At 66.0% G+C, this 21,380-nt stretch carries 20 protein-coding genes; 5 read left to right on the forward strand and 15 right to left on the reverse strand.

The genetic code is table 11. The annotated features are described in order from the left end of the window. Position 1 precedes the first annotated feature (1 nt). The 7 genes from C3E99_RS11860 to C3E99_RS11890 all read right to left on the reverse strand — a co-directional run bounded on the left by C3E99_RS11860 (position 2) and on the right by C3E99_RS11890 (position 6,176). Complete coding sequence (locus tag C3E99_RS11860; RefSeq protein WP_104959816.1) at positions 2-271, reverse strand: head-tail connector protein; 270 nt, start codon at positions 269-271, stop codon at positions 2-4. Then, positions 264-1,466: a phage portal protein gene (locus C3E99_RS11865; protein ID WP_234002458.1), complete on the reverse strand. Its 1,203-nt coding sequence runs from the start codon at positions 1,464-1,466 to the stop codon at positions 264-266. Before C3E99_RS11865 ends, C3E99_RS11860 begins: the two co-directional genes overlap by 8 nt. Further along, positions 1,463-1,993 carry an HK97 family phage prohead protease gene (locus C3E99_RS11870; RefSeq protein ID WP_234002459.1) on the reverse strand — a complete coding sequence of 177 codons (531 nt, stop codon included), beginning with the start codon at positions 1,991-1,993 and terminating at the stop codon, positions 1,463-1,465. Before C3E99_RS11870 ends, C3E99_RS11865 begins: the two co-directional genes overlap by 4 nt. Positions 1,994-2,004: 11 nt before the next feature. Further along, positions 2,005-3,213: a phage major capsid protein gene (locus C3E99_RS11875; protein ID WP_104959819.1), complete on the reverse strand. Its 1,209-nt coding sequence runs from the start codon at positions 3,211-3,213 to the stop codon at positions 2,005-2,007. Positions 3,214-3,354: 141 nt separating this feature from the next. Next, complete coding sequence (locus tag C3E99_RS11880) at positions 3,355-4,794, reverse strand: AAA family ATPase (protein ID WP_104959820.1); 1,440 nt, start codon at positions 4,792-4,794, stop codon at positions 3,355-3,357. Further along, the gene (locus C3E99_RS11885; protein WP_104959821.1) at positions 4,784-5,350 is read right to left on the reverse strand and encodes a hypothetical protein; all 567 of its coding nucleotides are present in this window, start codon (positions 5,348-5,350) and stop codon (positions 4,784-4,786) included. The genes C3E99_RS11880 and C3E99_RS11885 overlap by 11 nt, the downstream gene beginning before the upstream one ends. Positions 5,351-5,522: 172 nt before the next feature. Next, positions 5,523-6,176, reverse strand: coding sequence for a glycosyltransferase (locus C3E99_RS11890; protein ID WP_104959822.1), 654 nt, complete (start codon positions 6,174-6,176; stop codon positions 5,523-5,525). Positions 6,177-6,692: 516 nt separating this feature from the next. On the opposite strand from C3E99_RS11890, the gene nhaA reads away from it, so the two are divergent. The 3 genes from nhaA to C3E99_RS11905 all read left to right on the forward strand — a co-directional run bounded on the left by nhaA (position 6,693) and on the right by C3E99_RS11905 (position 10,136). Continuing rightward, entirely contained in the window at positions 6,693-7,970 is a 1,278-nt protein-coding gene (gene nhaA, locus C3E99_RS11895; protein WP_104959823.1) for a Na+/H+ antiporter NhaA, read from the forward strand. Between the two features lie 274 nt (positions 7,971-8,244). Further along, positions 8,245-9,012, forward strand: a complete 768-nt coding sequence (locus C3E99_RS11900) for a tryptophan 2,3-dioxygenase family protein (protein WP_067108501.1) — start codon at positions 8,245-8,247, stop codon at positions 9,010-9,012. Then, positions 9,009-10,136: an aminotransferase class V-fold PLP-dependent enzyme gene (locus tag C3E99_RS11905; RefSeq protein WP_076076581.1), complete on the forward strand. Its 1,128-nt coding sequence runs from the start codon at positions 9,009-9,011 to the stop codon at positions 10,134-10,136. Before C3E99_RS11900 ends, C3E99_RS11905 begins: the two co-directional genes overlap by 4 nt. A 5-nt stretch (positions 10,137-10,141) precedes the next feature. Here C3E99_RS11905 and C3E99_RS11910 read toward each other — a convergent pair whose 3' ends face one another. After that, complete coding sequence (locus tag C3E99_RS11910; protein ID WP_076076583.1) at positions 10,142-11,890, reverse strand: N-acyl-D-amino-acid deacylase family protein; 1,749 nt, start codon at positions 11,888-11,890, stop codon at positions 10,142-10,144. Positions 11,891-12,197: 307 nt separating this feature from the next. Between C3E99_RS11910 and C3E99_RS11915 the strand changes: the two genes are divergently transcribed. Together C3E99_RS11915 and C3E99_RS11920 are read left to right on the forward strand one after the other, a co-directional pair. Then, a complete protein-coding gene (locus tag C3E99_RS11915) occupies positions 12,198-12,947 on the forward strand; it encodes a class I SAM-dependent methyltransferase (RefSeq protein ID WP_104959824.1) in 750 nt (249 codons plus the stop codon). A gap of 709 nt (positions 12,948-13,656) precedes the next feature. Then, positions 13,657-13,968: an alkylphosphonate utilization protein gene (locus tag C3E99_RS11920; protein ID WP_076076584.1), complete on the forward strand. Its 312-nt coding sequence runs from the start codon at positions 13,657-13,659 to the stop codon at positions 13,966-13,968. A gap of 103 nt (positions 13,969-14,071) precedes the next feature. On the opposite strand, the gene C3E99_RS11925 is transcribed toward C3E99_RS11920, so the two are convergent. From C3E99_RS11925 to C3E99_RS11955, 7 genes are all read right to left on the reverse strand, one after another. Continuing rightward, positions 14,072-15,367, reverse strand: a complete 1,296-nt coding sequence (locus tag C3E99_RS11925; protein WP_076076586.1) for an acyl-CoA dehydrogenase family protein — start codon at positions 15,365-15,367, stop codon at positions 14,072-14,074. A 141-nt stretch (positions 15,368-15,508) separates the two neighbouring features. Then, the gene (locus C3E99_RS11930) at positions 15,509-16,840 is read right to left on the reverse strand and encodes a phosphotransferase family protein (protein WP_076076587.1); all 1,332 of its coding nucleotides are present in this window, start codon (positions 16,838-16,840) and stop codon (positions 15,509-15,511) included. Positions 16,841-16,893: 53 nt separating this feature from the next. Next, positions 16,894-17,676, reverse strand: a complete 783-nt coding sequence (locus C3E99_RS11935) for an enoyl-CoA hydratase (RefSeq protein WP_076078072.1) — start codon at positions 17,674-17,676, stop codon at positions 16,894-16,896. A gap of 72 nt (positions 17,677-17,748) precedes the next feature. Then, positions 17,749-18,678 carry an electron transfer flavoprotein subunit alpha/FixB family protein gene (locus C3E99_RS11940; protein ID WP_076076590.1) on the reverse strand — a complete coding sequence of 310 codons (930 nt, stop codon included), beginning with the start codon at positions 18,676-18,678 and terminating at the stop codon, positions 17,749-17,751. A 28-nt stretch (positions 18,679-18,706) separates the two neighbouring features. Beyond that, positions 18,707-19,456 (reverse strand): electron transfer flavoprotein subunit beta/FixA family protein, encoded by a 750-nt coding sequence (locus tag C3E99_RS11945; protein ID WP_076076593.1) that lies wholly within the window; start codon positions 19,454-19,456, stop codon positions 18,707-18,709. A gap of 226 nt (positions 19,457-19,682) precedes the next feature. Continuing rightward, positions 19,683-20,891: an ADP-forming succinate--CoA ligase subunit beta gene (gene sucC / locus C3E99_RS11950; RefSeq protein WP_076076594.1), complete on the reverse strand. Its 1,209-nt coding sequence runs from the start codon at positions 20,889-20,891 to the stop codon at positions 19,683-19,685. Positions 20,892-21,016: 125 nt separating this feature from the next. Further along, positions 21,017-21,331 carry a hypothetical protein gene (locus tag C3E99_RS11955; protein ID WP_067108483.1) on the reverse strand — a complete coding sequence of 105 codons (315 nt, stop codon included), beginning with the start codon at positions 21,329-21,331 and terminating at the stop codon, positions 21,017-21,019. Positions 21,332-21,380: the final 49 nt, after the last annotated feature.

A 21,380-nucleotide genomic window follows, 5' to 3' on the forward strand; every position in this document is an offset into this window, starting at 1 on the left:
CTTACACCTCCAGCTTTCGCAAAGGGGTGAGCATGGGCAGCTCGCCGGTTCCGGGGGAGACATTGGTGCGCTCGTCGAATGCGACCGCCACGCGGGCGAGACAGGCCAGCTTGAGGCGATCGGGCACCGTGCCCTCTCCATCCCAATCACTCGCCACGTCGCGCACCGCATCGGACGCCGCGGCGATGAGCAGGGCGATGGTGTTATCCTCGGCATTGCCGTCCACGCGGAGATAGAGCTTGGCCTCGCTCAAGGTCACAAGGTCAGCCATTTGCGCCTCCCTCGTTTTCAAGGGGCAGATTTGCCTCTTGATCGGAAGTCCGCAAATTTGCGGAGTTATCGCCGCGCGGGTTCCAGCCCTCGGCTTGCCTTACCTCGTCGGGATCGAGCACGCCGGTTTCAATCGCGATCTTATGCGCGTTCCAACGGGTTTCGGGATCGCCGCGCAGGAAGCCCGACAGGTCTAGCTCCAGTTCATAGGGGCCGTTCGCCGGAAAGACCGATCTGGCAAACTCGGCCTCGACCTTCTTTGCCCACGGTGACAGGCAAAAGGTTGCGAACCAGCGCCCGGCCGTCTCGCTATTCGTGAAAGTGTTGTGCGTATAATCGCCGATGATTGGCGGCGGAACAGCGAAGAGGCGCGCGATCTCTTCAACTCCGAAACGCCGCGTTTCCAGCAGTTCGGCGTCCTCTGGCGAGATTTGCGAAGCTTGCCACTTCATTCCGCCATCGAGGATCAGCGTTTTCCCGGCATTGCCCGCGCCACCGTGGCCAGATTGGAAGGTGTCGCGGAGACTGGTTCGCTGTTCCGGTTTCATCGTGCCCGGGACTTCGATCCAGCCGCTTGGCGCAGCGCCATTGGCGAGAAAGGCGTTTGCGTGACTGTTCGCAGCCTGCACGCCGGTTACGGTGTCGGCTGCGCGGCTGAGACGCGACCGTCCGATTTTCCCGTCATCGGTGCGGTCGCGCAAATGGGCGACTTCGCCTTCGAGGTAGCGGTGGGTATGGCCGCGACCGTCGCTGACATCATAGGCCAGCCGCCCGCTCGACAGTTCCGATACTGTCGCCATACCCCACGGCACATATCGGAAACCCGCAAGCTGACCGTTCCGCCCGCGCTCAATTACCGCCAGACCATTTCCGGTCAACACGGCGCTGGCGATCCAATGTTCGAGAAAATCGACCCAGCTCATGCGCTGACTGACGCCGGTCCGAACAATCCGATTGAGGGGATGCGAGGTCGCTTCGATCCGGTCGCCATCGGCATTGCGCCGATAGACCAAGGCCGGAACCGACGCGAGCGCAGTGGAGATGGCGTTGGTGCAGGCCAAGACCGTGCTCAGATTCTCTGCCGCGCGAGCCGACAGGCCCGCGAGGTATCCGACGCCGGGCGTGAGAGCGGTCCAGCTCGGTTCATCATCCGCGCGGCGCTCATATCCCAAGCGGGACGCGATAAGGTCGATCATGCCCATTGCGCTGCCTCCGCCATCACGAGAACCCGGCGGCGGCGGCGAGCCTCAGCGCTAGCCTGCAATGCCCTCAACGCAATTTCCGTGCCTTCATAGGCGGGCCATGCGGAAACGACGCTAATCTCTTTCAGGGCGATCGTTGTCAGGGTGCGGATGCTGCCTTGCCAGCTTTCGCCCCCTTCCGGCACGGTAAAGCCGAAACTGCACCCGCCCAAGTCGCCACGCTCAGCAAGCGCCTCAACGTCTCGGCCTGCTTGCGTGCTAGGCAGGTCGATCGAGAACGCGAGGCCTTTGCTATCTTCCGAGAGGCGAAGCGTCCCCGACCGGGTGCGGGCGAGCAGCTTGCTCGGATCATGGTCAAGCAAAGCCAGAATGTCGCCGCCCAACGCCCGATGAAAGGCGCCGGGGGCGATCCGCTCCTGAAAACTGCCAACGTTGGCCATGCTGCCGAAAATGGCGGCGTAACCCTCCAGCCGACGTCCCGCTGCGCGGAGTTCGGTGAAGGTGCGCCGCTCTAGGGTCACGCCGCCGCCCATTACGAGAACGCCCCGGCAGGCACGTCGTCGGCCCATGCAAACGCTTCCGCGTGGCGCATTGCGATATCGGCAGTCGCCATCGCGCGGACCATGACACCGCCACGAGCATATGCGGTGCTTTCGTATGGATTTGCCAGAACGTCCAACTCGCTCCAGAGGCCGAGCAGCATCTGCGACCAGTCGCCGAAGATGATGTTGTTCGTCGGAACCTGATTCGTCGAGAAGGCGGGATAATCGCCCAACATGCCATTCGAGAGCAGGAAGCCCGCACCGGCATCGCCAGAGACTTTGAGCGTCGCTTGGAGCAACGCCTTCACGGCGGGCGGGATCAGCCAGCTATGTGAACCGAGCGCATTGGCTTCCTCGACCTGTGCGATGATCGCCAGCACCTCTGCCCACGTCGGGGTTTCCAGCGTCGCGTTCGCGGTGCCGAGCGTCGCAATCACGCCATCCGGCTCATTGGCCCCGCCGCCTTCGATCAGCGCGGAGTCGATCGCCTGCGCCAGATTGAACGCCATGTCATCGCGCAAAAGCTGTTCGATTTCGGGGCTGGATTGCTGGATCAGCGAGCGGCTCATTTCCGAAAGCGAGCCGACATGCTTGGGAGACAGGCCAACATTGTCGAAGGTCATGTCGGAAGGGGTGAGCGCACTATTATCAGCAACCCACGCCGACGTGGTGCTGGTTCCGTGCTTGGGGATGCTGAGGTTCTGCGACAGCCCCGTAAGGACGCGGACCCCCAAGCGGCGCGCAAGCAGCGAATTGCGGAGCGGACCGATATAGTCCTGGGGGCGGTGCTGGGTGCCGACCAATTCGCTGGCCGACGCGGCTGTGTTCACGCGCTTTTCGAGGGCGGACAAAGGCAGATACGCGCCCTCGGCTGCCTTACCGTTCCGGCGCGTGATTTCCTGATTATACTCGGCCTCGGCGCCATCGAGCGCCCGACCCGCGAGCTGCGCCTGCAAGGTGCGGTGGAGAGACACGCGCTGTTCGAGCTTGCCCATCTGGCGGTCGCCCTCAGCATTGAGAGGCAAGCCGGGATCGGCACGATCGGCGGCGTCAATCTTGCGAGCGCGATCCAGCTTTGCATCGACCGCTCGCAATTCTTCGTTGGCAGCGTCGAAAGCCGTGCCATCGTCCTTGTCGTGGGCATCGTTCATGCGCTGCATGATCGCTGCCCGCTGTTCCAAAAGATCAGAAGTTTTCACGTTGATATTCCTTCTTTCTGGCGGGGGCGCTTGGCCCCCGCGCTGAGATTGCCGACTGCCTCACGGCGTTGGCGCATCGACCCCGATAGGGGGAACGATTCAGGAACAATGAACCATGCGGGTTCAAAGTAGGAAAGGGATTTATGCGTCATCCGCCTCCCATTTCTGTGCAATCAGGTTCGCATTCGCGATCGGATCGAAGATCGCCGTCATGGGAATCGTGATATGCGCGCGCCGGGATGCTGCCATAGTGTTGAACATCCGCTCGTCGGCTGCATCGTTGAAGGTTTCCAACACGCCATCGGATGCGATGTGCCAAATGAGCAAGGCGCCATCGGTGTCGAAGCCGACGCATACCTTCATATCAGCTGCAAAATCGTCTTTCTCCAGCTTGCGGACGATGAAAGCCTCAAGCGCCGCATGAACTTCCCATGCCGCCGAAGGTGCGACCTTGAGACTGGCGTTGAGGGTGTGCAGGAGCGCGATTGCGGCGATGTCGGAGAGGCTGAACAAGAGGCGGCCAAGGCGATGTTTCGAGCCGAGCTTAGCTGCCTCCAACCGGGCTTTGCCGATGCCCTTCGCTTCCGGCATTTTGGAGAAAACCAGCGGGGCATAGGTGCGGCTGGCGACGTTCTCTGACACCGCCTGTTCGCGCCGGATCATCTCGCGAAGGCAACGGAGGAATATGTCGTTATCCTTGTTCGCTTGGATCGTGGCGGCCAGTTCCTCGCGCTGATCTTCGGGCAGGTCGTCATCATGCACGAACGCCCATTTCAGCCACCGGAAGCCGATGCGCTCGCCATTGCGGGCATAGTTTGCCTTGCCGCGCACAAGGACGCGGGCGTCGGGATCGGGGACGTTTCCTTCTTCGTCCTTCGGCACCTCCATAAACAGGCGCGACCGGACTTGGTTCTCCCACGCTGTCGAGCCGGAAAAGTCCTGCCCGGCCTTGTTCGGATGACCGAGAAACAGGACGCTGCCGTCAATTTCGCTCGCCAGATTGTTGAGCATCCCGACGAACACCGCCACCTGATTGCGGATATTCTCATTGCCGCCGAACAGGTGAGCCACGTTGTCGAGGGCGAGGAAGCCCGCGCCCGTCGCTCGCGCGGTATGGAGCAGCGTGCGATAGGCATCCGACACGATCGGGTTGCCGTCCGGCGTAAACGTCACCAGCGCGTTGCTGGTCGCCCCGGTGAGGCTGACAAGGTGCAGCTTGCCCGACAAGGCCGACAGCGGGACGCCCAGCGCGTCACAGATGGCTTTCTGTCGCCGGTGCAGCTCGTCGGCATCATCTTCGCACGTCGCATAGATGGCGACCGCCTGCCGGGTATCTTTGCCCATGAACGGCAGGCCAAGGGCGATGCAGGTACAGAGTTGTTGCGAGAGCAGCGATTTACCCGCGCTTCCCGGCCCGGTGAGATATGTCGCCTGCCGGTGCGGAATATAATCGGCCCATGCCCATTCGCGCGATGGCACGTCCTGATCCTGCCAGTCAGCAGGGTTGAGCAGCGGAAGCAATGTCGGGGCGCGATCGTTGGCAGGCGGGAAGGATGCAAGATTACGGGGATTACGCGACATGGCGCACCGCCTTTCGTTTGATGATGGTGGGGAGACGGCGGGGCTTGCTGAGGGCTTTGTGCAGCCGCATGGCAATCCATTCGTCCGCCTCGATCGCGTTCAGGCCGCGCAGCGATTCCAGTTCGTCGGCTTCCCAATCGAGCACGCACATGCCGGTGCCCCCGGCGCGCAGCCAGTCGAGAGGGGTGGCATGAAGCTGGAGCGGGGGATCGCCCGGCCAATACTCGCTCAATTGAGACAGTTCATCGGTGCCCAGCGCCCAGCCAAGGCCAGTGCGCCATGCCCAATTCGCCGGGGCATCGCTGCGCCACGCCACGATGTCGATCACCTCGCCGTCCGCATAGACTGGCGACAGGACATGCAGCGGTCCCTCGCCGGGCTGATACAGGCCGCGCTCGATCCGCTCGACATGCCCGACGCCAAAGGGGATCTGGCGCGAACCAAGCTCGGCAATGGCCCGGCCGGAGACGCCCAAGGCGAACAGGCGATCGAGATGGGGCTGGCGAACGCGGAGCGTGGCGGCTTCCGCTTCCGCGCGAATATCCGCCGCCTTCATTGCGTCACCGCCCGGCTTGCAGTATGTCCCGCCTGCCAATTCGTGACCGCGATCTGGTCAGCCCTCGCATCGGTGCCAGCCTTTGCGGGGGCTTTTATTTTGTCCGGTGGAGCGCCGGGAGGGTTTTCCCTCCGAATGCAACCTCTTGAATCGATTGAGGCCGGTTTTCCCGTTACGCAGTCATAAGAGGCTGTTTTCGGCCCTGTTTCATATACTGGCCGCTGACCCACGTCGCGTCCGCGCCTTTCGTCGGCACGACGGGAATCTGGATCATCGCATGATCGGGCAGCCAGTCGCGATAGAGCGCGATCTCGGCCGGGTGGACGCGATCCTCCGCATCGTGGAGGACGACGGCGGCGAAGCGCAGCCCCTCGCGCCGCTCATCCTCGCAAAGCGCATCCCACAGCCGGTTGAGATTATCCCCCTTGGTCGTCGGACCGTCGGCGTCGCCGATGACGAGCCGCACCCGCGGGTCGCGCGCCGCGAACGGCGAGGCGGCGAACAGCGTGGCGGCATCGTTGGGATAGCAGCCGACATAGAGGCGGACCGCCTCGCCATCCCAGGCGCGAAGCGCGTGGATCAACGTGTGGGGCAGGACATCGGCCTCGTCCCACGCGGGCACGAAAACCGCGAAGACGCCGCGCAATCGCGGCCCGGCGGGACGGCTCGCCGCGCGACGGGCGATGCTGCGCCGGACCCCGAACCACAGGCCGTCGAACAGCAGATCGTCGAGGCCCATGACGAGGATGCCGACTGCCGCGAAGAGCATCAGTTCGTGGCGGATGCCCTGCACCAGCCATTCGATCCATGCGGCCGCCTGATCCACCGCCGAACTCGCCCCCCTGCGCCGACGTCCATCTCCCGAAGGGTCCATGCCTAGTGCCGGTCACGCATTTGTAAAGTGTGAGGAATGCGGGGTGGCGACTCGGTTTGAAAGCAGGAGCGAGGTTTTGCTTTCTTCGTCACGCCGGACTTGATCGGGATATATACCCTTCAGACAAGTCAGGAACTGTTCCCCGGCGAAAGCCGGGGTCCATGCGGGACAGTGTTGTGCCATCTGGACCCCGGCTTTCGCCGGGGAACAGTTACTTGTCGAGAAGGGATAATTGCCGACTTGATCCGGGGTGACGAGATAGGAAATTGCTCCTTCCAAATCCGGACCGAGTCACTACCGAATGCGGGCGGCATAGTCCGCCGGCGTAAACCCACGACGCCTGCCCTCCCTTCCCGCAAGCGGGAGAAGAGCGGCGGCGTTGGCTTCGGTTTGATCCGCGCGCACCGAACGGGCATAGGAACGGCTTCCCGGCACTCACCGCCGCCGACCCGACAGGATATTCCCCGCATGCCGCATCGCCCGACGCCCCGTTCCGTCCTGCGCGCCTTTCTGGCGAGCGAGAGCGCCGGCGGGATGCTGCTGATCGTCGCGGCGGCGCTGGCGATGCTGGTCGCCAACTCGTCCTTCGGTCCGGCTTACCACCATGCGATCCATGCCGTGACCGGGCCGGTGTTGGCCGACGCGATCGGCCCGATGACGGTGCATCTGTGGATCAACGACGGGCTGATGGCGGTCTTTTTTCTGCTCGTCGGGCTGGAGATCAAGCGCGAGTTCGTCGACGGGCGGCTCGCCAGCTGGGACCGGCGGCGCCTGCCGATGATCGCCGCGGCGGCGGGGATGGCGGTGCCGGCGCTGCTCTATACGCTGCTCGCGGCGGGCACCCCCGGCCTCGCACGGGGCTGGGCGATCCCGGCGGCGACCGACATCGCCTTCGCGATCGGGGTGCTGGCGCTGCTCGGACGCCGCGCGCCGACCTCGCTCAAGCTGTTCCTCGTCACCGTCGCGATCGTCGACGACATGGGCGCGGTGGCGATCATCGCGCTCTTCTACACCGCGCAGATCGACCTTGCGGCGCTGGGCGCGGCGGCGGCGGTGCTCGCGGTCATGGCCGCGTGCAACCGCGCAGGCGTCCGGCGCCTTTCGGTCTATGTCCCGCTGTTCGGCCTGCTCTGGTACGCGATGCTGCTGTCGGGGGTGCATGCGACGATCGCCGGGGTGCTCGCCGCGACCGCCATCCCCTTCGAGCGCACCCCCGATGCGCCCGACAGCGCGACCTCGCCGCTCCACCGGCTCGAGCATGCGCTGCATCCGTGGGTCGCGTTCGCGATCGTTCCGCTGTTCGGCTTCGCCAATGCGGGGGTCGACATCGGCGGGCTGACCGCCGCGCAGATATTCTCGCCGCTGCCGCTCGGCATCGCGGCGGGGCTGTTCCTGGGCAAGCAGGTCGGCATCTTCGGCAGCGTCTGGCTGTCGGTGAAGCTCGGCATCGCGGGGCCGCTGCGCGGCGCGACCTGGTGGCAGGTCTATGGCGTCGCGCTGCTGTGCGGCATCGGCTTCACGATGAGCCTGTTCATCGGCGGCCTCGCCTTTCCCGGCGATCCGCTGCTGGTCGAGGAGGCGAAGATCGGAATCCTGATGGGATCGCTGGCCGCGGCACTCGCGGGCTTCGTCGTGCTGCGTATCGCGCCGCTGCACCCGCGGCACGACGCGATCGAGCGCGAAGCGCGCGCCGAGATCGACGCCGACGGCGATGTCCGCGACACGTCGGACGCGGCGACGAATTAGGCTGGCGACGGCGCGGCGCGCCATGCTATCGATCGGGGCGTGACGCTATCAGGCATCCCGGCTGGCGATCGCGGCTCCGCACGGCGGGGCGGCGAATCCCGCGCGCACGTAGCGCGCGCTTCCGCCGGCCGGAGGCGCCGCGCCGGCATGCCGCTCTGGCTCGGCCAGTCCGGATCGCCGCGCCACCCCCCTGCGGGCGTCACTCCGCGCGGCTGAGCGACCGGCGCGGACCCGCGCCCCGTCCATTCGTGCCATTTTCGCAAGGGGATGCCCCATGCTCGACAAGATCGAAGTCCACAACCGTATCGAGACGCCCGAGATGAAGGATTACGGCGTCTACCTGTCGGTCGACCGCCTGCTCCAGTGCCAGAAGCGGCTCGCCGACCTGTCCACGCCCGACGAATTGCAGTTCCAGATCGTCCATCAGGTCGAGGAGCTGTGGATGAAGCTGATGGCCTTCACGCTCGCCGAGATCGACGGGCACATGGCGGCGCGCGAGACGATGCGCGTCCTGACGCTGTTCGGCCGCGTCCACCGCATCATGCGGCTGATGACCGACCAGCTTGCGCTGCTCGAGACGATGAGTCCGTTCGACTATCAGGCGATCCGGCTGCTGCTCGGCAACGGATCGGGACAGGAAAGTCCCGGCTTCCAGTTGCTGCTGACGCTGCCGCAGCCGTTGTGGGCGCGCTACAAGGCGGTCTATCTCGACGCGGCCGGGCGCAGCGTCGCGGACGTCTATGACACCGGCTATCGGCACGACGACGCCTATATGGTCGCCGAGGCGATGGTCGAGTTCGACGAGCTGTTCCAGCTGTTCCGCGCGCACCATATCCAGCTGATCCACCGGTCGATCGGCATGGGGTCGAAATCGCTGAAGGGACGCCCCGTCGAGCTGCTCAACGCGGGCATGCGGCACCGCTTCTTTCCCGAGCTGTGGGACGTTCGCTGCGAGATGACCGACCGCTGGGGCGCCGAATATGGCGTGAAGCGGGCGAGCATCAGCGGCGCGTCGGCGGCGGGCCACGGCAGCGGGCTGTGACCGGCACGCCGCTTTCGGAAGCGGTCGCGGACCGCTTCCACCTGCCCCCCGGCGCCGTCTACCTCAAGAGCCACAGCGTCGGCTGCCAGCCGCGCGCCGCCGAGGGGCTGCTGCGCGACCGGATGCTGGCGCCGTGGCGCGACACCGGCGAGGCGTGGCCCGACTGGCTGGCCGCGATCGACGCCTGGCGCGCCGCGCTGGCGGGCCTGATCGGCGTCGAGGCCCGCGACCTATGCCCCGCGGCCAACGTCAGCGCCGGCCTGTCGCGCTATCTTTCGGCGCTGGACACCGCGACCGGGCGGCGGACGATCCTGCTCGCGCCGAGCGCCTTTCCGACCATCGGCTATGTCGCCGGCGGGCTGGCGGCGGCGGGGTGGACGGTGCGCTACCTGCCCGACGAGGCCGACGTGCGCGACGCCGCGAACTGGATCGCGGCGCTCGACGACGATGTCGCGCTGGCGGTCCCGATGCACGTCAGTTCGAACAGCGGCGCGCTGACCGACATTGCGGCGGTCGCGGCGGCGGCGCACGCCGCGGGCGCGCGCTGCATCGCCGATTGCGCGCAATCGGTCGGCGTCGTGCCCGTCACCCCCGCCGCATGGGGCGTCGACGCGGTGCTGGGCACCAGCGTCAAATGGCTGTGCGGCGGCCCCGGCGGCGGCTGGTTATGGGTCGCTCCGCACGACCGCACCGCACTCTGCCCCAGCGAGCGCGGCTGGTGGAGCCATGCCGATCCCTTTGAGATGGCGATCGGCGATTTCCGCTACGCCCCCGACGCGCGCCGCTGGTGGGGCGGCACCCCCGACGTCGCACCTTTTGTCCTGTCCACCGCCGGGATCGCGGAGATCGCGGCGATCGGCGTGGACCGGATTGCGGCGCACAACCGCGCGCTGCAGGCGATGCTGCGCGACGCGCTGGAGGCCGCGACGCCGCAATGGCGCTGGCCCGAGGGCGCGATCGGCGGGACGCTGTGCATCGACACCGGCGCCGACCGGCCGCGCGTCGCGGCGCTGCTGGACCGGCACGGCCTGCACGCCGATTTTCGCGGTACCGTGCTACGGCTGTCCTTCCACGCCTATAATGGCGCGGCGGACGTGGAGACAGCGGTGGCGGCGCTGGCCTGAGAAGCCTATTCGGCCGCCATCGCCAGTTCGACGCGCTGCGGGCCGCGGATGACGGTGCCGGGATAGGCGCCCTGCCCCTCGCCGCCGCGGAAGGTCACCACCCCCGACTTGATCGTCGCGTCATAGCCGTCCGCCTTTTGCAGCAGGCGCTTGCCGCCCGCGGGCAGGTCGAAGGCGAGCCAGGGCTTGCCGAGCCGAATCCGCTCCATGTCGACGACGTTGATGTCGGCGAGATAGCCGGGGGCGATCAGGCCGCGATCCTCCAGCCCGTAGAGCAGCGCGGTATCGCGGCACTGACGCTTGATCGCGCGTTCGAGCGGGATGTGCCCGCCGCGCTTGCGGTCGCGCACCCAATGCTGGAGCATGAAGGTCGGCGACGCAGCGTCGCAGATCGTGCCGCAATGCGCGCCGCCGTCGGACAGGCTGTTCACCGTGTCGTCGGCGTCCTGCAACGCTTCGAGGAAATCGAGATTGCCGTCGGCATAGTTGAGAATCGGCAGATAGGCGAAGCCGGCCCCGTCGTCGCGGCATAGCAGGTCGTAGGCATAGGCCGCGGGATCGACCCCCGCCGCAGCGGCGCGCGCCGCGATGCTGGCCTCCGGCCCCGGCTCATAGTCGAAATCCTCATCCATCTCGAACTGCATCGTCCAGCCGCCGGCGACGACCATCAGCAGCCCCATGATGTCCTTGGGCACCTCGCTGAAATCATTCTCCTCCGCCAGCAGCCGCGCCCGGAAGGCCGGGTCGAGCAGCTTCGCCTTCTGCTCGTCCCACGACAGCGCCTCGATCGCGCGCCACGACGGGCGGAAGCGGAAGGGATGCACGGTGCCGCGCCACGCCATGATGATGCCGTTGCCGCGCAGCGCGATCTGCGCGACGATGTTCGCGCCCTTCGCATTTTCGGCGCGCATCGTTTCGATCTGCTCGTCGAGCGGCAGTTCCTTGGCGATCGACTGGAGCGCGGCGAAGGTCACGGGCAGGCCGGTTTCGCGGCTGAGCTTGCCCATCCAGTCGAACTCGTTCCATTCGCGGTTGAGGTCGCTCGCCATCTCGAACACGCCGTAGCCGACGCGCCCCATCGCGCGGCCGATTTCGATCAGTTCCTCCGCCGTCGCGGTGGTGCCGGGGACGACCTCTCCATCGACCGACTTGTGGATCACCGTGCGGCTGGTCGAAAAGCCGAGCGCGCCCGCGCGCACGCCTTCCTCGACGATACGCGACATCTCCGCGATGTCCTCGGCGGTCGGCACCGCGCCCGGCTTTTCCCGGTCGCCGAGCACATAGGCGCGCACCGCGCCGTGCGGGACGTGGCAGGCGACGTCGATCGTGCGCGGCAGCTTTTCGAGCGCGTCCATATATTCGGGGAAGGTTTCCCAGTCCCACGACATCCCCTCGGCCAGCGCGGTGCCGGGAATATCCTCGACCCCCTCCATCAGGCCGATCAGCCAGTCGTGGCGATCGGGACGCGCGGGGGCGAAGCCGACGCCGCAATTGCCCATGACGACGGTGGTGACGCCGTGCCAGCTTGACGGGGCCATTTCCCGGTCCCACGTCGCCTGCCCGTCATAATGGGTGTGGACGTCGACGAAGCCGGGGGTGACGATCCGGCCGCGCGCGTCGATCTCTTCGCGACCCGCGCCGACGTCGGCGCCGACCGCGACGATGCGGTCGCCGTCGATCGCGACATCGGCGATAAAGGGCTGCGCGCCCGAACCATCGACGACCGTGCCGCCGCGAATCACCAGATCATGCATGTCCGCTCTCCCGATTTTTCGTTTCAGGACAAAACCTATCATGGATTGCCGATATGCCAAGCGCTTTGGCCGAGAACCTTAAGGCGACAAAAGATACGGATGGACGCATCCTTTTTGTCTCCTTTGTCGCTTTAAAGGAGCGGCCGCCATTGCGCGCGGAGCGAAGCGATGATGAAGCAGGCGATGAGCATGGCATAGATTCTGACACTGCGGGATAATGTAGGAAACCCCCCTTCCGCGCGAATATGCGCGCGAACACCATCGCGAGGCGCTATGATGCCGCGTCAAACCAAAGGGAGTCGATGCCATGATCCGCCCGCTAACCCTCGGCCTCCTGCTCGCCGTCGCCGTTCCGCCCGTCGCCGCGAAACAGGCGCCCTCCCCCGATTACAAGGCCGCCCTCGCCGATCCCGCGCGCCCCGCCGCCGACCGCGAGCGCGACGCCGCGCGCAAGCCCACCGAACTGCTCGCTTTCGCGGGCGTGAAACCGGGGCAGACGGTCGGCGACTTCGTGATGGGCGGCGGCTATCTGACCCGCATCCTCGCGGGCGCGGTCGGGCCGGAGGGCAAGGTCTATGCCTTCCAGCCCGCCGAGTTCATCGCCTTCAAGAAGCAATATGGCGACGATCAGGCCGCGATCGATGCCGCTTATGCCAATGTCGATGCGATCGCAGGGCCATTCGCGGCGCCCGCCTTTCCAGTACCGCTCGACACGATCGTCACCGTGCAGAATTTCCACGACCTTTACCTCAAGCCCTTCCCCGAAGGCATCGGCGACAAGGCGAGCGCGGCGCTGTTCGCGGCGCTGAAACCCGGCGGGACGCTCGTCGTCATCGACCACAGCGCGGCCGACGGCAGCGGCACGACGCTGTCCGACAGCCTGCATCGCATCGACAAGGCGGCGGTCGTCGCCGCGCTTACTAAGGCGGGGTTTCAACTCGAAGCGGAGAGCGATCTTTACAAGCGCCCCGACGATCCACGCACCGCGAACGTCTTCGATCCCTCTATTCGCGGCAAGACCGACCAGTTCATGCTAAGGTTCAAAAAGCCAGTATAGCCGAAGCGCGACTACGCGCGCCATTAGCATTTCAGATAGACCTAGGGGTTATCATGGCCTCGGATTGATTGTGGTCACGTGCGACCGGTGAAGGAACGCACCGGGTGGCGGTTAGCAATATTCGGGAGAATCAGGCGAATGGATGATTTCGCGAGAGGTGCTTCTTCGTCCCTGAACAAGTCGATATCCGATTTGCGACGATTTGTAGGGCGGCCAACCCTCAACCGAGGTTATAGTCTTCGAGACACGCTCGACGCGCTAATCTGGGAAGTCGGACGCAAGGGCTTCGAAGCCGGGTATCGCGCAGCTCACGACCAGTGTGCCCAAAGCATCGAGAACGATGGCGTGTTCCCAGTCGTTATGAAATATGATGGGAGGCCGCGGCTGGCTCCATCCGTTAGCGGCCCCCTTTCAGTTCGATCGACCGTGCAGAAGATAAAACTGTTCAAAATTCCAGCTTTCGATCGAGAAGTTTCGTTTTGGGATCGCCTCTTCCGACGCTGAAATCGAAGTTGAACAAAGCAACCGGCAACAAGGATTCGGTGCCGTGCTTCGCTGCGCTCCTTTGCGAAGTCTGGGAACGAAGGTTGGTATCAACCCCAGCGATCCGCATACCGTGAACGTCTTCACCCCCCCCATGATCCGCAGCAAGACCGGATCAGTTCGCGCTGCGCTTCCGCAAGCCCGGAGGAAACGCTAAGGTGGCGCCATGACCAGCGACGATGATGACTATGTCTATGACGAGGCGAGCGGCGAATGGCTGCCCGCGAACGAAGCGCGCGCGCGGGCCGAAGCCGCCGCCGCAGGCCCCGAGGTGCGCGACGCGGTCGGCAACCTGCTGAACGACGGCGATTCGGTGGTGCTGGTCAAGGACCTGACGGTGAAGGGCGCGGGCCAGACGCTGAAAGTCGGCACGGTCATCAAGTCGATCCGCCTGACCGGCGACGCGCAGGAGATCGACTGCCGGCACGAGGGGATCAAGGGACTGGTGCTGCGCGCCGAATTCGTGCGGAAGCGCTGACGCCCTTCACTTTTTCGTGTTCCCCCGCGAAGGCGGGGGTCCATCAGCATGGACCGGAGATGGGTCCCCGCCTTCGCGGGGACACACGGTCTTTATATGATCCTCAGATCTTCCCCAGCGTCTCCTTGCGCGGCCCCATGAAGCCGAACAGATAGGCCGCGACCTTGCGCATCTGGATTTCCTCCGCACCCTCGGTGATGCGGTAGCGGCGGTGGTGGCGATAGATGTGCTCGAAGGGCTTGTGCCGCGAATAGCCGATGCCGCCGTGCACCTGCATCGCACGGTCGGCGGCCTGGCAGACGAGCCGGTTCGCCCAATAGTTGCACATGCTGACCTTGTCGGACAGCCGGCGCTCGATCTCCTTGTGCGGCATGTTGTCCATCTCCCACGCCGTCTTGCGGATCAGCAGGCGCAGCATCTCCGCCTGCGTCGCCAGTTCGACCAGCGGGAACTGGATCGCCTGATTCTTCGCCAGCGCCTCGCCGAACGGCTTGCGCTCGCGCGCGTAGCGCACGCTTTCCTCGATGCAGTAGACCGCCGCGCCCAGCGACGAGGCCGCCTGGCGGATGCGGTTCTGGTGGACGAAGCTCTGCGCGATGGCGAGCCCGCCGCCCTCCGGGCCGAGCCGCGCGCTGTCGGGCACCCACACGTCGGTGAAGCTGACGCGCGGATGGTCGGTCGGCATGTTGAAGGTCCACAGATATTCCTCGATGACGAGGCCCGGCGACGGGTTGGGGACGAGCAGGCAGGTGATGCCCTTCGCGCTGCCGTCCTCGCCGCTGGTGCGGCAGAAGGTCGCGCAGTGGGTCGCGACGTGCATCCCCGTCGTCCACATCTTCTCGCCGTTGATCAGCCAGCCGTCGACGCCGTCGCGCGTCTCGCGCACCGCGCGCGTTTCCATATGCGTCGCGTCGCTGCCATGGTCGGGCTCGGTCAGGCCGAAGGCGGCACGGCGCTTGCCCTCGAAGCCGCCGAGGATGAATTCCTGCTTCTGTTCGTCGCTGGTCGCGAACTGTTCAAACATCGCGACGAAGGGGAAGTTGCCCACGATGCTGTGCTCGTTCTGCAGATCGTTGTGGAGGCCGAGTCCCTTCGCCGCGAAATGCTCGCGGATCACCGCCATCCACAGGTTCGACCCGTCCTTGCCGCCATATTGGCTGGGCGCCGAGAAGCGCCAGTGCCCCGCCGCGTCGGCGCGCCGCGTCGCCTGCTTCAGCAGCGCCTCCCATTCATGCCGCGGCAGGCCCTGATTGTCCCAGTCGGTGCGGCTGTGCTCGCGCCGGTGGTCGAAGAAGCGGATATTGTCGTCCGCCTCCTCCAGCGGCTTGATCTCGGCTTCGATGAACGCGTCGAGTTCGTCCAGATAGGCCTGCAGGTCGGGTGCAATCGCGAAATCCATCATCCTCTCCCTTTCAATTCTGACCCGTCACCCGCTCCGTTCGTGCTGAGCTTGTCGAAGGGCTGTTCTTTCTATCGATCTTGAAGGAAAGAACGGTGCTTCGACAAGCTCAGGGCAAACGGAGAGGAGTATGCGGATCCCCTAGCCGTCCCACTGCTCCCGCGCCTGTGCGAGCGGGGCATATTTGGGGCTGTCGACGGCGCATTTGTCGAGCACGGCGCGGCGCAGCCGGGCGAGCAGGCCGGGTTCGGCGAGCGTCGTCGCCCCCGACAGCAAGGCCTCCGCCAGCGCGCGATCCTCGGCGCGAACCCCGGCTTCGAGGTCGCGCATCACGATGCCGAGCGCGTTCATCGCGACCACCACCTGAAACTTGCCGTGCCCCTCGGCGCCGGGCTTGATCGCCTCGCCCAGCCAGTCGCGCACCGCCTGCACCATCTCGCGCGTCGTCGGCTCGCCGACCGGCGGCGCCGGCGGGGCGGACGACGGCGGCAACGGACGCGACCGCTCGGCCGCGGGCGCCTCGTCGCCGAGCAGCAGCAGCAGGTCGAGTTCCTGCTCGGCGGTGCGGCGCCCGACGACGACGCGCTCGACCGTGGTGTCGGCGCCGCTGCGCCACGCCTGCCCCATCTGCAGACAGCCGAGCGCCCACCAGAGCGTGCGGTAGACCAGCCAGAAGCGGAAGCGCTGACGATCGACCTGGCGCCCGCCCGCCGCCTCATAGGCCGCGAAATAATCCTCGAGACTGCCGGCCCCGAAAGCCGGCCGGTCGAGTCGGCCGAAGCGCCACACCGTCATGCAGCCGAACGCCAGATCCTCGTGCGGGTCGCCGAGATGGGCGAGTTCCCAATCGAGCACCGCGGCCAGCCCGTCCGCGTCGACCATCACATTGCCCATGCGATAATCGCCATGGACCAGCACCGGATCGGCGGGCGCGGGCAGATGCGCCTCGCACCAGCGGACGGCGAGCGCGATCACCGGCCGGTCGCCGCCATAGGCGAGGAAGCGCGCCTTGAGCTCGGCAAGCGCCTCGGCGGTGTCCATCACCTTTATGCCGTCGGGGATCGCCGCGCGCGGCAGCGCGTGGATCAGCGCAAGTTCGCGCCCGAGATCGGCGACGAGCGGCGGCGGCGGGTCGGCCAATATCTTCGCCGGGCTGACCTCCGCGACCACCCGGCGCATCACATAGCCGGTGCCCATGCCGTCGGCGTCCGCCAGCACCCCGACCACCTCGGGCGCCTTCACTCCGCCCGCGTGCGCCGCCCGGACCAGTGCCGCCTCGACCGCGTGGCTGTAGGGGCGCCCTTCCATATATTCGGCCGAGGGCGCGCGGCGCAGGACATAGGCGCGCCCCGCCCAGTCGAACGCCCAGCTTTCCATGTTGGCGCCGCCCGACAGGCGCGACAGGCCCGAAAGCTCGCCGGGGCCGGCGATGCGCGTCATGAAGGCGGAAAGCGGTTGCACGAGATCGGTCATTACTTAACCTTGCTAAGGATTTTTGCGGTGGGCAAGCGCGAATCGCCCGCGGATCAGCCGGCGCGTTCGCGCCCGCGCTTCATCACCGCCAGGCGCCGCGCCTCGACCGCGTCGGCGCTGACCGTGCGGTTCGCCGCCGACGAGCGCGCATGTTCGAGCGCCAGCGCCTCGCCGTAGGGCAGCGCATAGCCGTCGTCGATCAGCGCCCTGTAGGCGCGCACCATCGCGGGGTCGGCGCTCGCGATGTCGCGTGCGAGCGCCTGCGCGGCGGGCAGCAGGTCCTCGGGCGCGACGACGCGGTTCACCAGACCCCAGTCGCGCGCCGCCTCCGCCCCCAGGAAATTACCGGTAAGCGACAATTCCTTGGCGCGGCCGAGGCCGATCAGGCGCGACAGCTTCTGCGACAGGCCCCAGCCCGGCATCACCCCGACCCGCGCGTGGGTGTCGGCAAAGCGCGCGTTGGTCGAGGCGATCAACATGTCGCAGGCGAGCGCCACCTCGAACCCGCCGGTGATCGCGACCCCGTTGATCGCGCCGATCACCGGCTGCGGGCACAGTTCGATCGCCTTCACGGGATTTTCGTCGGCGCCCTCCGCGTTGGCGGCGCCGAGGTTACCGGTGTCGGCGCCCAGTTCCTTGAGGTCGAGCCCCGCGGTGAACGCCCGCTCGCCCGCGCCGGTCAGCACGATCGCGCGAATCCCGTCATCGGCGGCAAGCCCGCGCATCGCGGCGGCGAACTCGGCCCGCAGCGCGCGCGACAGCGCATTCATCGCCTCGGGCCGGTTGAGCGTGACGGTGGCGACGGCATCGTCGCGGGTGACGAGGACGAGGGACATCATCTTCTCCCAAAAAGAAAGGGCGGCCGTTTGCGGGCCGCCCTTTTTCCGTTCATGCCATGCGATCTGAATTCAGATCTTGCCGGTGAGTTCGGGCACGGCGTTGAAAAGGTCGGCGACGAGGCCGAGGTCGGCGACCTGGAAGATCGGGGCGTCCTCGTCCTTGTTGATCGCGACGATGGTCTTCGAATCCTTCATGCCGGCAAGGTGCTGGATCGCGCCCGAAATGCCGATCGCGAAGTAAACTTCCGGCGCGACGATCTTGCCGGTCTGACCGACCTGATAGTCGTTGGGGACATAGCCCGCATCGACCGCGGCGCGGCTGGCGCCGAGCGCGGCGCCGAGCTTGTCGGCGAGCGGGACGATCACTTCCTGATATTTCTCGCTCGACCCCAGCGCGCGGCCGCCCGAGACGATGATCTTCGCCGAGGTGAGCTCGGGGCGATCCTGCTTGGCGATCTCGGCGCCGACGAAGCTCGACAGACCGGCGTCGCCGCCCGCCGAGACGGCTTCCACCGTGCCCGAACCGCCGGTCGCGGCGGCCTTTTCGAAGGCGGTGCCGCGGACGGTGACGACCAGCTTCGCATCCGACGATTCGACGGTCGCGATGGCGTTGCCGGCGTAGATCGGACGGGTGAAGGTCTTCGGCCCTTCGACCGACAGCACTTCCGAAATCTGCATCACGTCGAGCAGCGCGGCGACGCGCGGCGCGATATTCTTGCCGGTGGTCGTCGCGGGGACGACGAACGCGTCGTGGTTCGCCATCAACTCGGCGACGAGCGGCGCGACATTTTCGGGCAGGTTGTGCGCGAAGGCGGCGTTGTCGGCGACATGCACCTTCTGCACGCCCGCGATTTCGGCCGCCGCCTTGGCAACGCCATCGACGCCTTCGCCCGCGACGAGCAGGTGGACTTCGCCGAGCTTCGAAGCGGCGGTCACCGCGGCGAGCGTGGCGTCCTTGACCGACGAACCGTCATGTTCGACCCAAACCAGAGTTTTCATCTCTTGCGTTCCTTCTGATCCGTGGGTGTTAGCTGTGGACGCCCATGGCCTTGAGCTTGGCGACCAGTTCGTCGACGTCGGCGACCTTGACGCCGGCCGAGCGGACGGGCGGTTCGGAGACCTTGACCGTCTTGACGCGCGGGGCCGTGTCGACGCCGTAATCGGCGGGCGACTTGGTATCGAGCGGCTTCGACTTCGCCTTCATGATGTTCGGCAGCGACGCATAGCGCGGCTCGTTCAGGCGAAGGTCGGTGGTGACGATCGCGGGGAGCTTGAGCTTCACCGTCTCGAGACCGCCGTCGACTTCGCGCGTCACGCTGACATGATCGCCCTCGACGTTGACCGCGCTGGCAAAGGTGCCCTGCGCCCAGCCGGTGAGCGCGGCGAGCATCTGGCCGGTCTGGTTGTTGTCGCCGTCGATCGCCTGCTTGCCGAGGATCACAAGACCCGGCTGTTCGGCATCGGCGATCGCCTTGAAGATCTTGCCCAGCGCCAGCGGTTCGACCTCATCGTCGGTCTGCACCAGGATCGCGCGGTCGGCGCCCATCGCGAGCGCGGTGCGCAGCGTTTCCTGCGCCTTCGCCGGGCCGACGCTGACGGCGATGATCTCGGTCGCGACGCCCTTTTCCTTGAGGCGGATCGCTTCCTCGACCCCGATCTCGTCGAACGGGTTCATCGACATCTTCACATTGGCGAGGTCAACGCCCGTGCCATCGGACTTCACCCGCGGCTTCACGTTGTAATCGAGCACCCGCTTCACGGGGACGAGGATCTTCATCGCTATCCAGCTCCTCTCAAAAATTGTGCACCGCGCCATAATTGGCGTTTACGTAAACGTCAACCTTGCAGTCCCTAGCCCTCTCCCCTTCAGGGGAGAGGATAGTGCAGCTTGCTCCGAAGAGCTTGGAGAGGGGGACGCGGCCTGCCCCTCTCCAACTCCGGCCAGGCAGCAAGCTGCCAAGCCTTCATATCCTCTCCCCTGAAGGGGAGAGGGCAGAATCGTCTCACGCCGCCTTGGCGACCTCGGCGACGATCTTCTTCGCCGCGTCGCCCAGGTCGTTCGCGGGAACGATCGGCAGGCCGCTGGTCGCAAGGATTTCCTTGCCCTTCTCGACGTTCGTACCTTCGAGGCGGACGACGAGGGGAACGGAAAGATTCACTTCCTTCGCCGCAGCGACGATGCCATCGGCGATGATGTCGCACTTCATGATGCCGCCGAAGATGTTGACGAGGATGCCCTGCACCGCCGGGTCCTTGAGGATGATCTTGAACGCCGCGGTCACCTTTTCCTTGCTGGCGCCGCCGCCGACGTCGAGGAAGTTGGCCGGGAAGGCCCCGTTGAGCTTGATGATGTCCATCGTCGCCATCGCGAGGCCGGCGCCGTTGACCATGCAGCCGATGTTGCCGTCGAGCTTGATGTAGGCGAGGTCATATTCGCTCGCCTCGACCTCCGCCGGGTCCTCTTCGGTCAGGTCGCGCAGTTCGGCGAGGTCCTTGTGGCGGAACATCGCGTTCGAATCGAAGCCGACCTTGGCATCGAGGACATAGAGCTTGTCGCCGTCCGCCGTCGGGCAGATGGCGAGCGGGTTGATCTCGATCTGCGAGGCGTCGGTGCCGAGGAAAGCGGCATAGAGGCCTTCGAGAATCTTCGCCGCCTGCTTGGCGAGGTCGCCGGTCAGGTTCAGTGCCTTGGCGACTGCGCGGCCGTGGTGCGGCATCAGCCCGGTGGCGGGGTCGATGGTGATGGTGTGGATCTTTTCGGGGGTCGAATGGGCGACTTCCTCGATATCCATGCCGCCCTCGGTCGAGGCAACGACCGCGATGCGGCTGGTCGCGCGGTCGACGAGCAGCGCGAGGTAGAATTCCTTGCCGATATCGACACCGTCGGTGATGTAGAGGCGGTTGACCTGCTTGCCCGCCTCGCCCGTCTGGACGGTGACGAGCGTGTTGCCGAGCATGTCCCTGACATGCGCCTCGACCTCTTCGATCGTCTTGGCGAGGCGGACGCCGCCCTTCGCGTCGGGGCCGAGTTCCTTGAACTTGCCCTTGCCGCGGCCGCCGGCATGAATCTGTGCCTTCACGACATAGAGCGGCCCCGGAAGCTGCTTCGCCGCCGCGACGGCTTCTTCGACGCTCATCGCGGGGATGCCCGCGGGAACCGCGACACCAAATTTCGCGAGCAGCTCTTTTGCCTGATATTCGTGGATGTTCATGGGATCTGCCGGCCCTTTCGACTCTGGAAGAGGAGATGATCGCGGCCGCATAAGCACAAGTTGCGCGGCAAGGCTACCCCTGCCACGTCCAGAAATTCTTGGCGCACCGAAAGCGGGCCGGGTCGTCAGCGCAGCGCGCAGACCGCCGCCGAGCTGGTCGTCACCGCCAGTATCTCGGCATCCTTCAGCGCGCGCACCTTGTGCAGGAACTGGTCGAGCGACAGGTCGGTCACGCGCTTGTCGCGGAGGCTGCCGAGGGCGGACAGGCGGCGAAGCTGGACCAGCGACAGCCGGTCGACCATGCGGTCGGCCATGCACATCGCCATCGCCTGCGACAGACCCGCGTCGCGCAGCCCGGTGCGCAGCCGCGTCTCGGGCGTCGCGCAGCCCGCGAGCGCCAGCGACAGGACGAGAAGGGGAAGGACGGAGCAGCTTTTCATGCGCGGCCCATAGTCGAAAATTCCCGCCGCCCAAACGCTATTCGCACGC

This window comes from Sphingopyxis sp. MG, assembly GCF_002953155.1.
Classification (GTDB): domain Bacteria; phylum Pseudomonadota; class Alphaproteobacteria; order Sphingomonadales; family Sphingomonadaceae; genus Sphingopyxis; species Sphingopyxis granuli.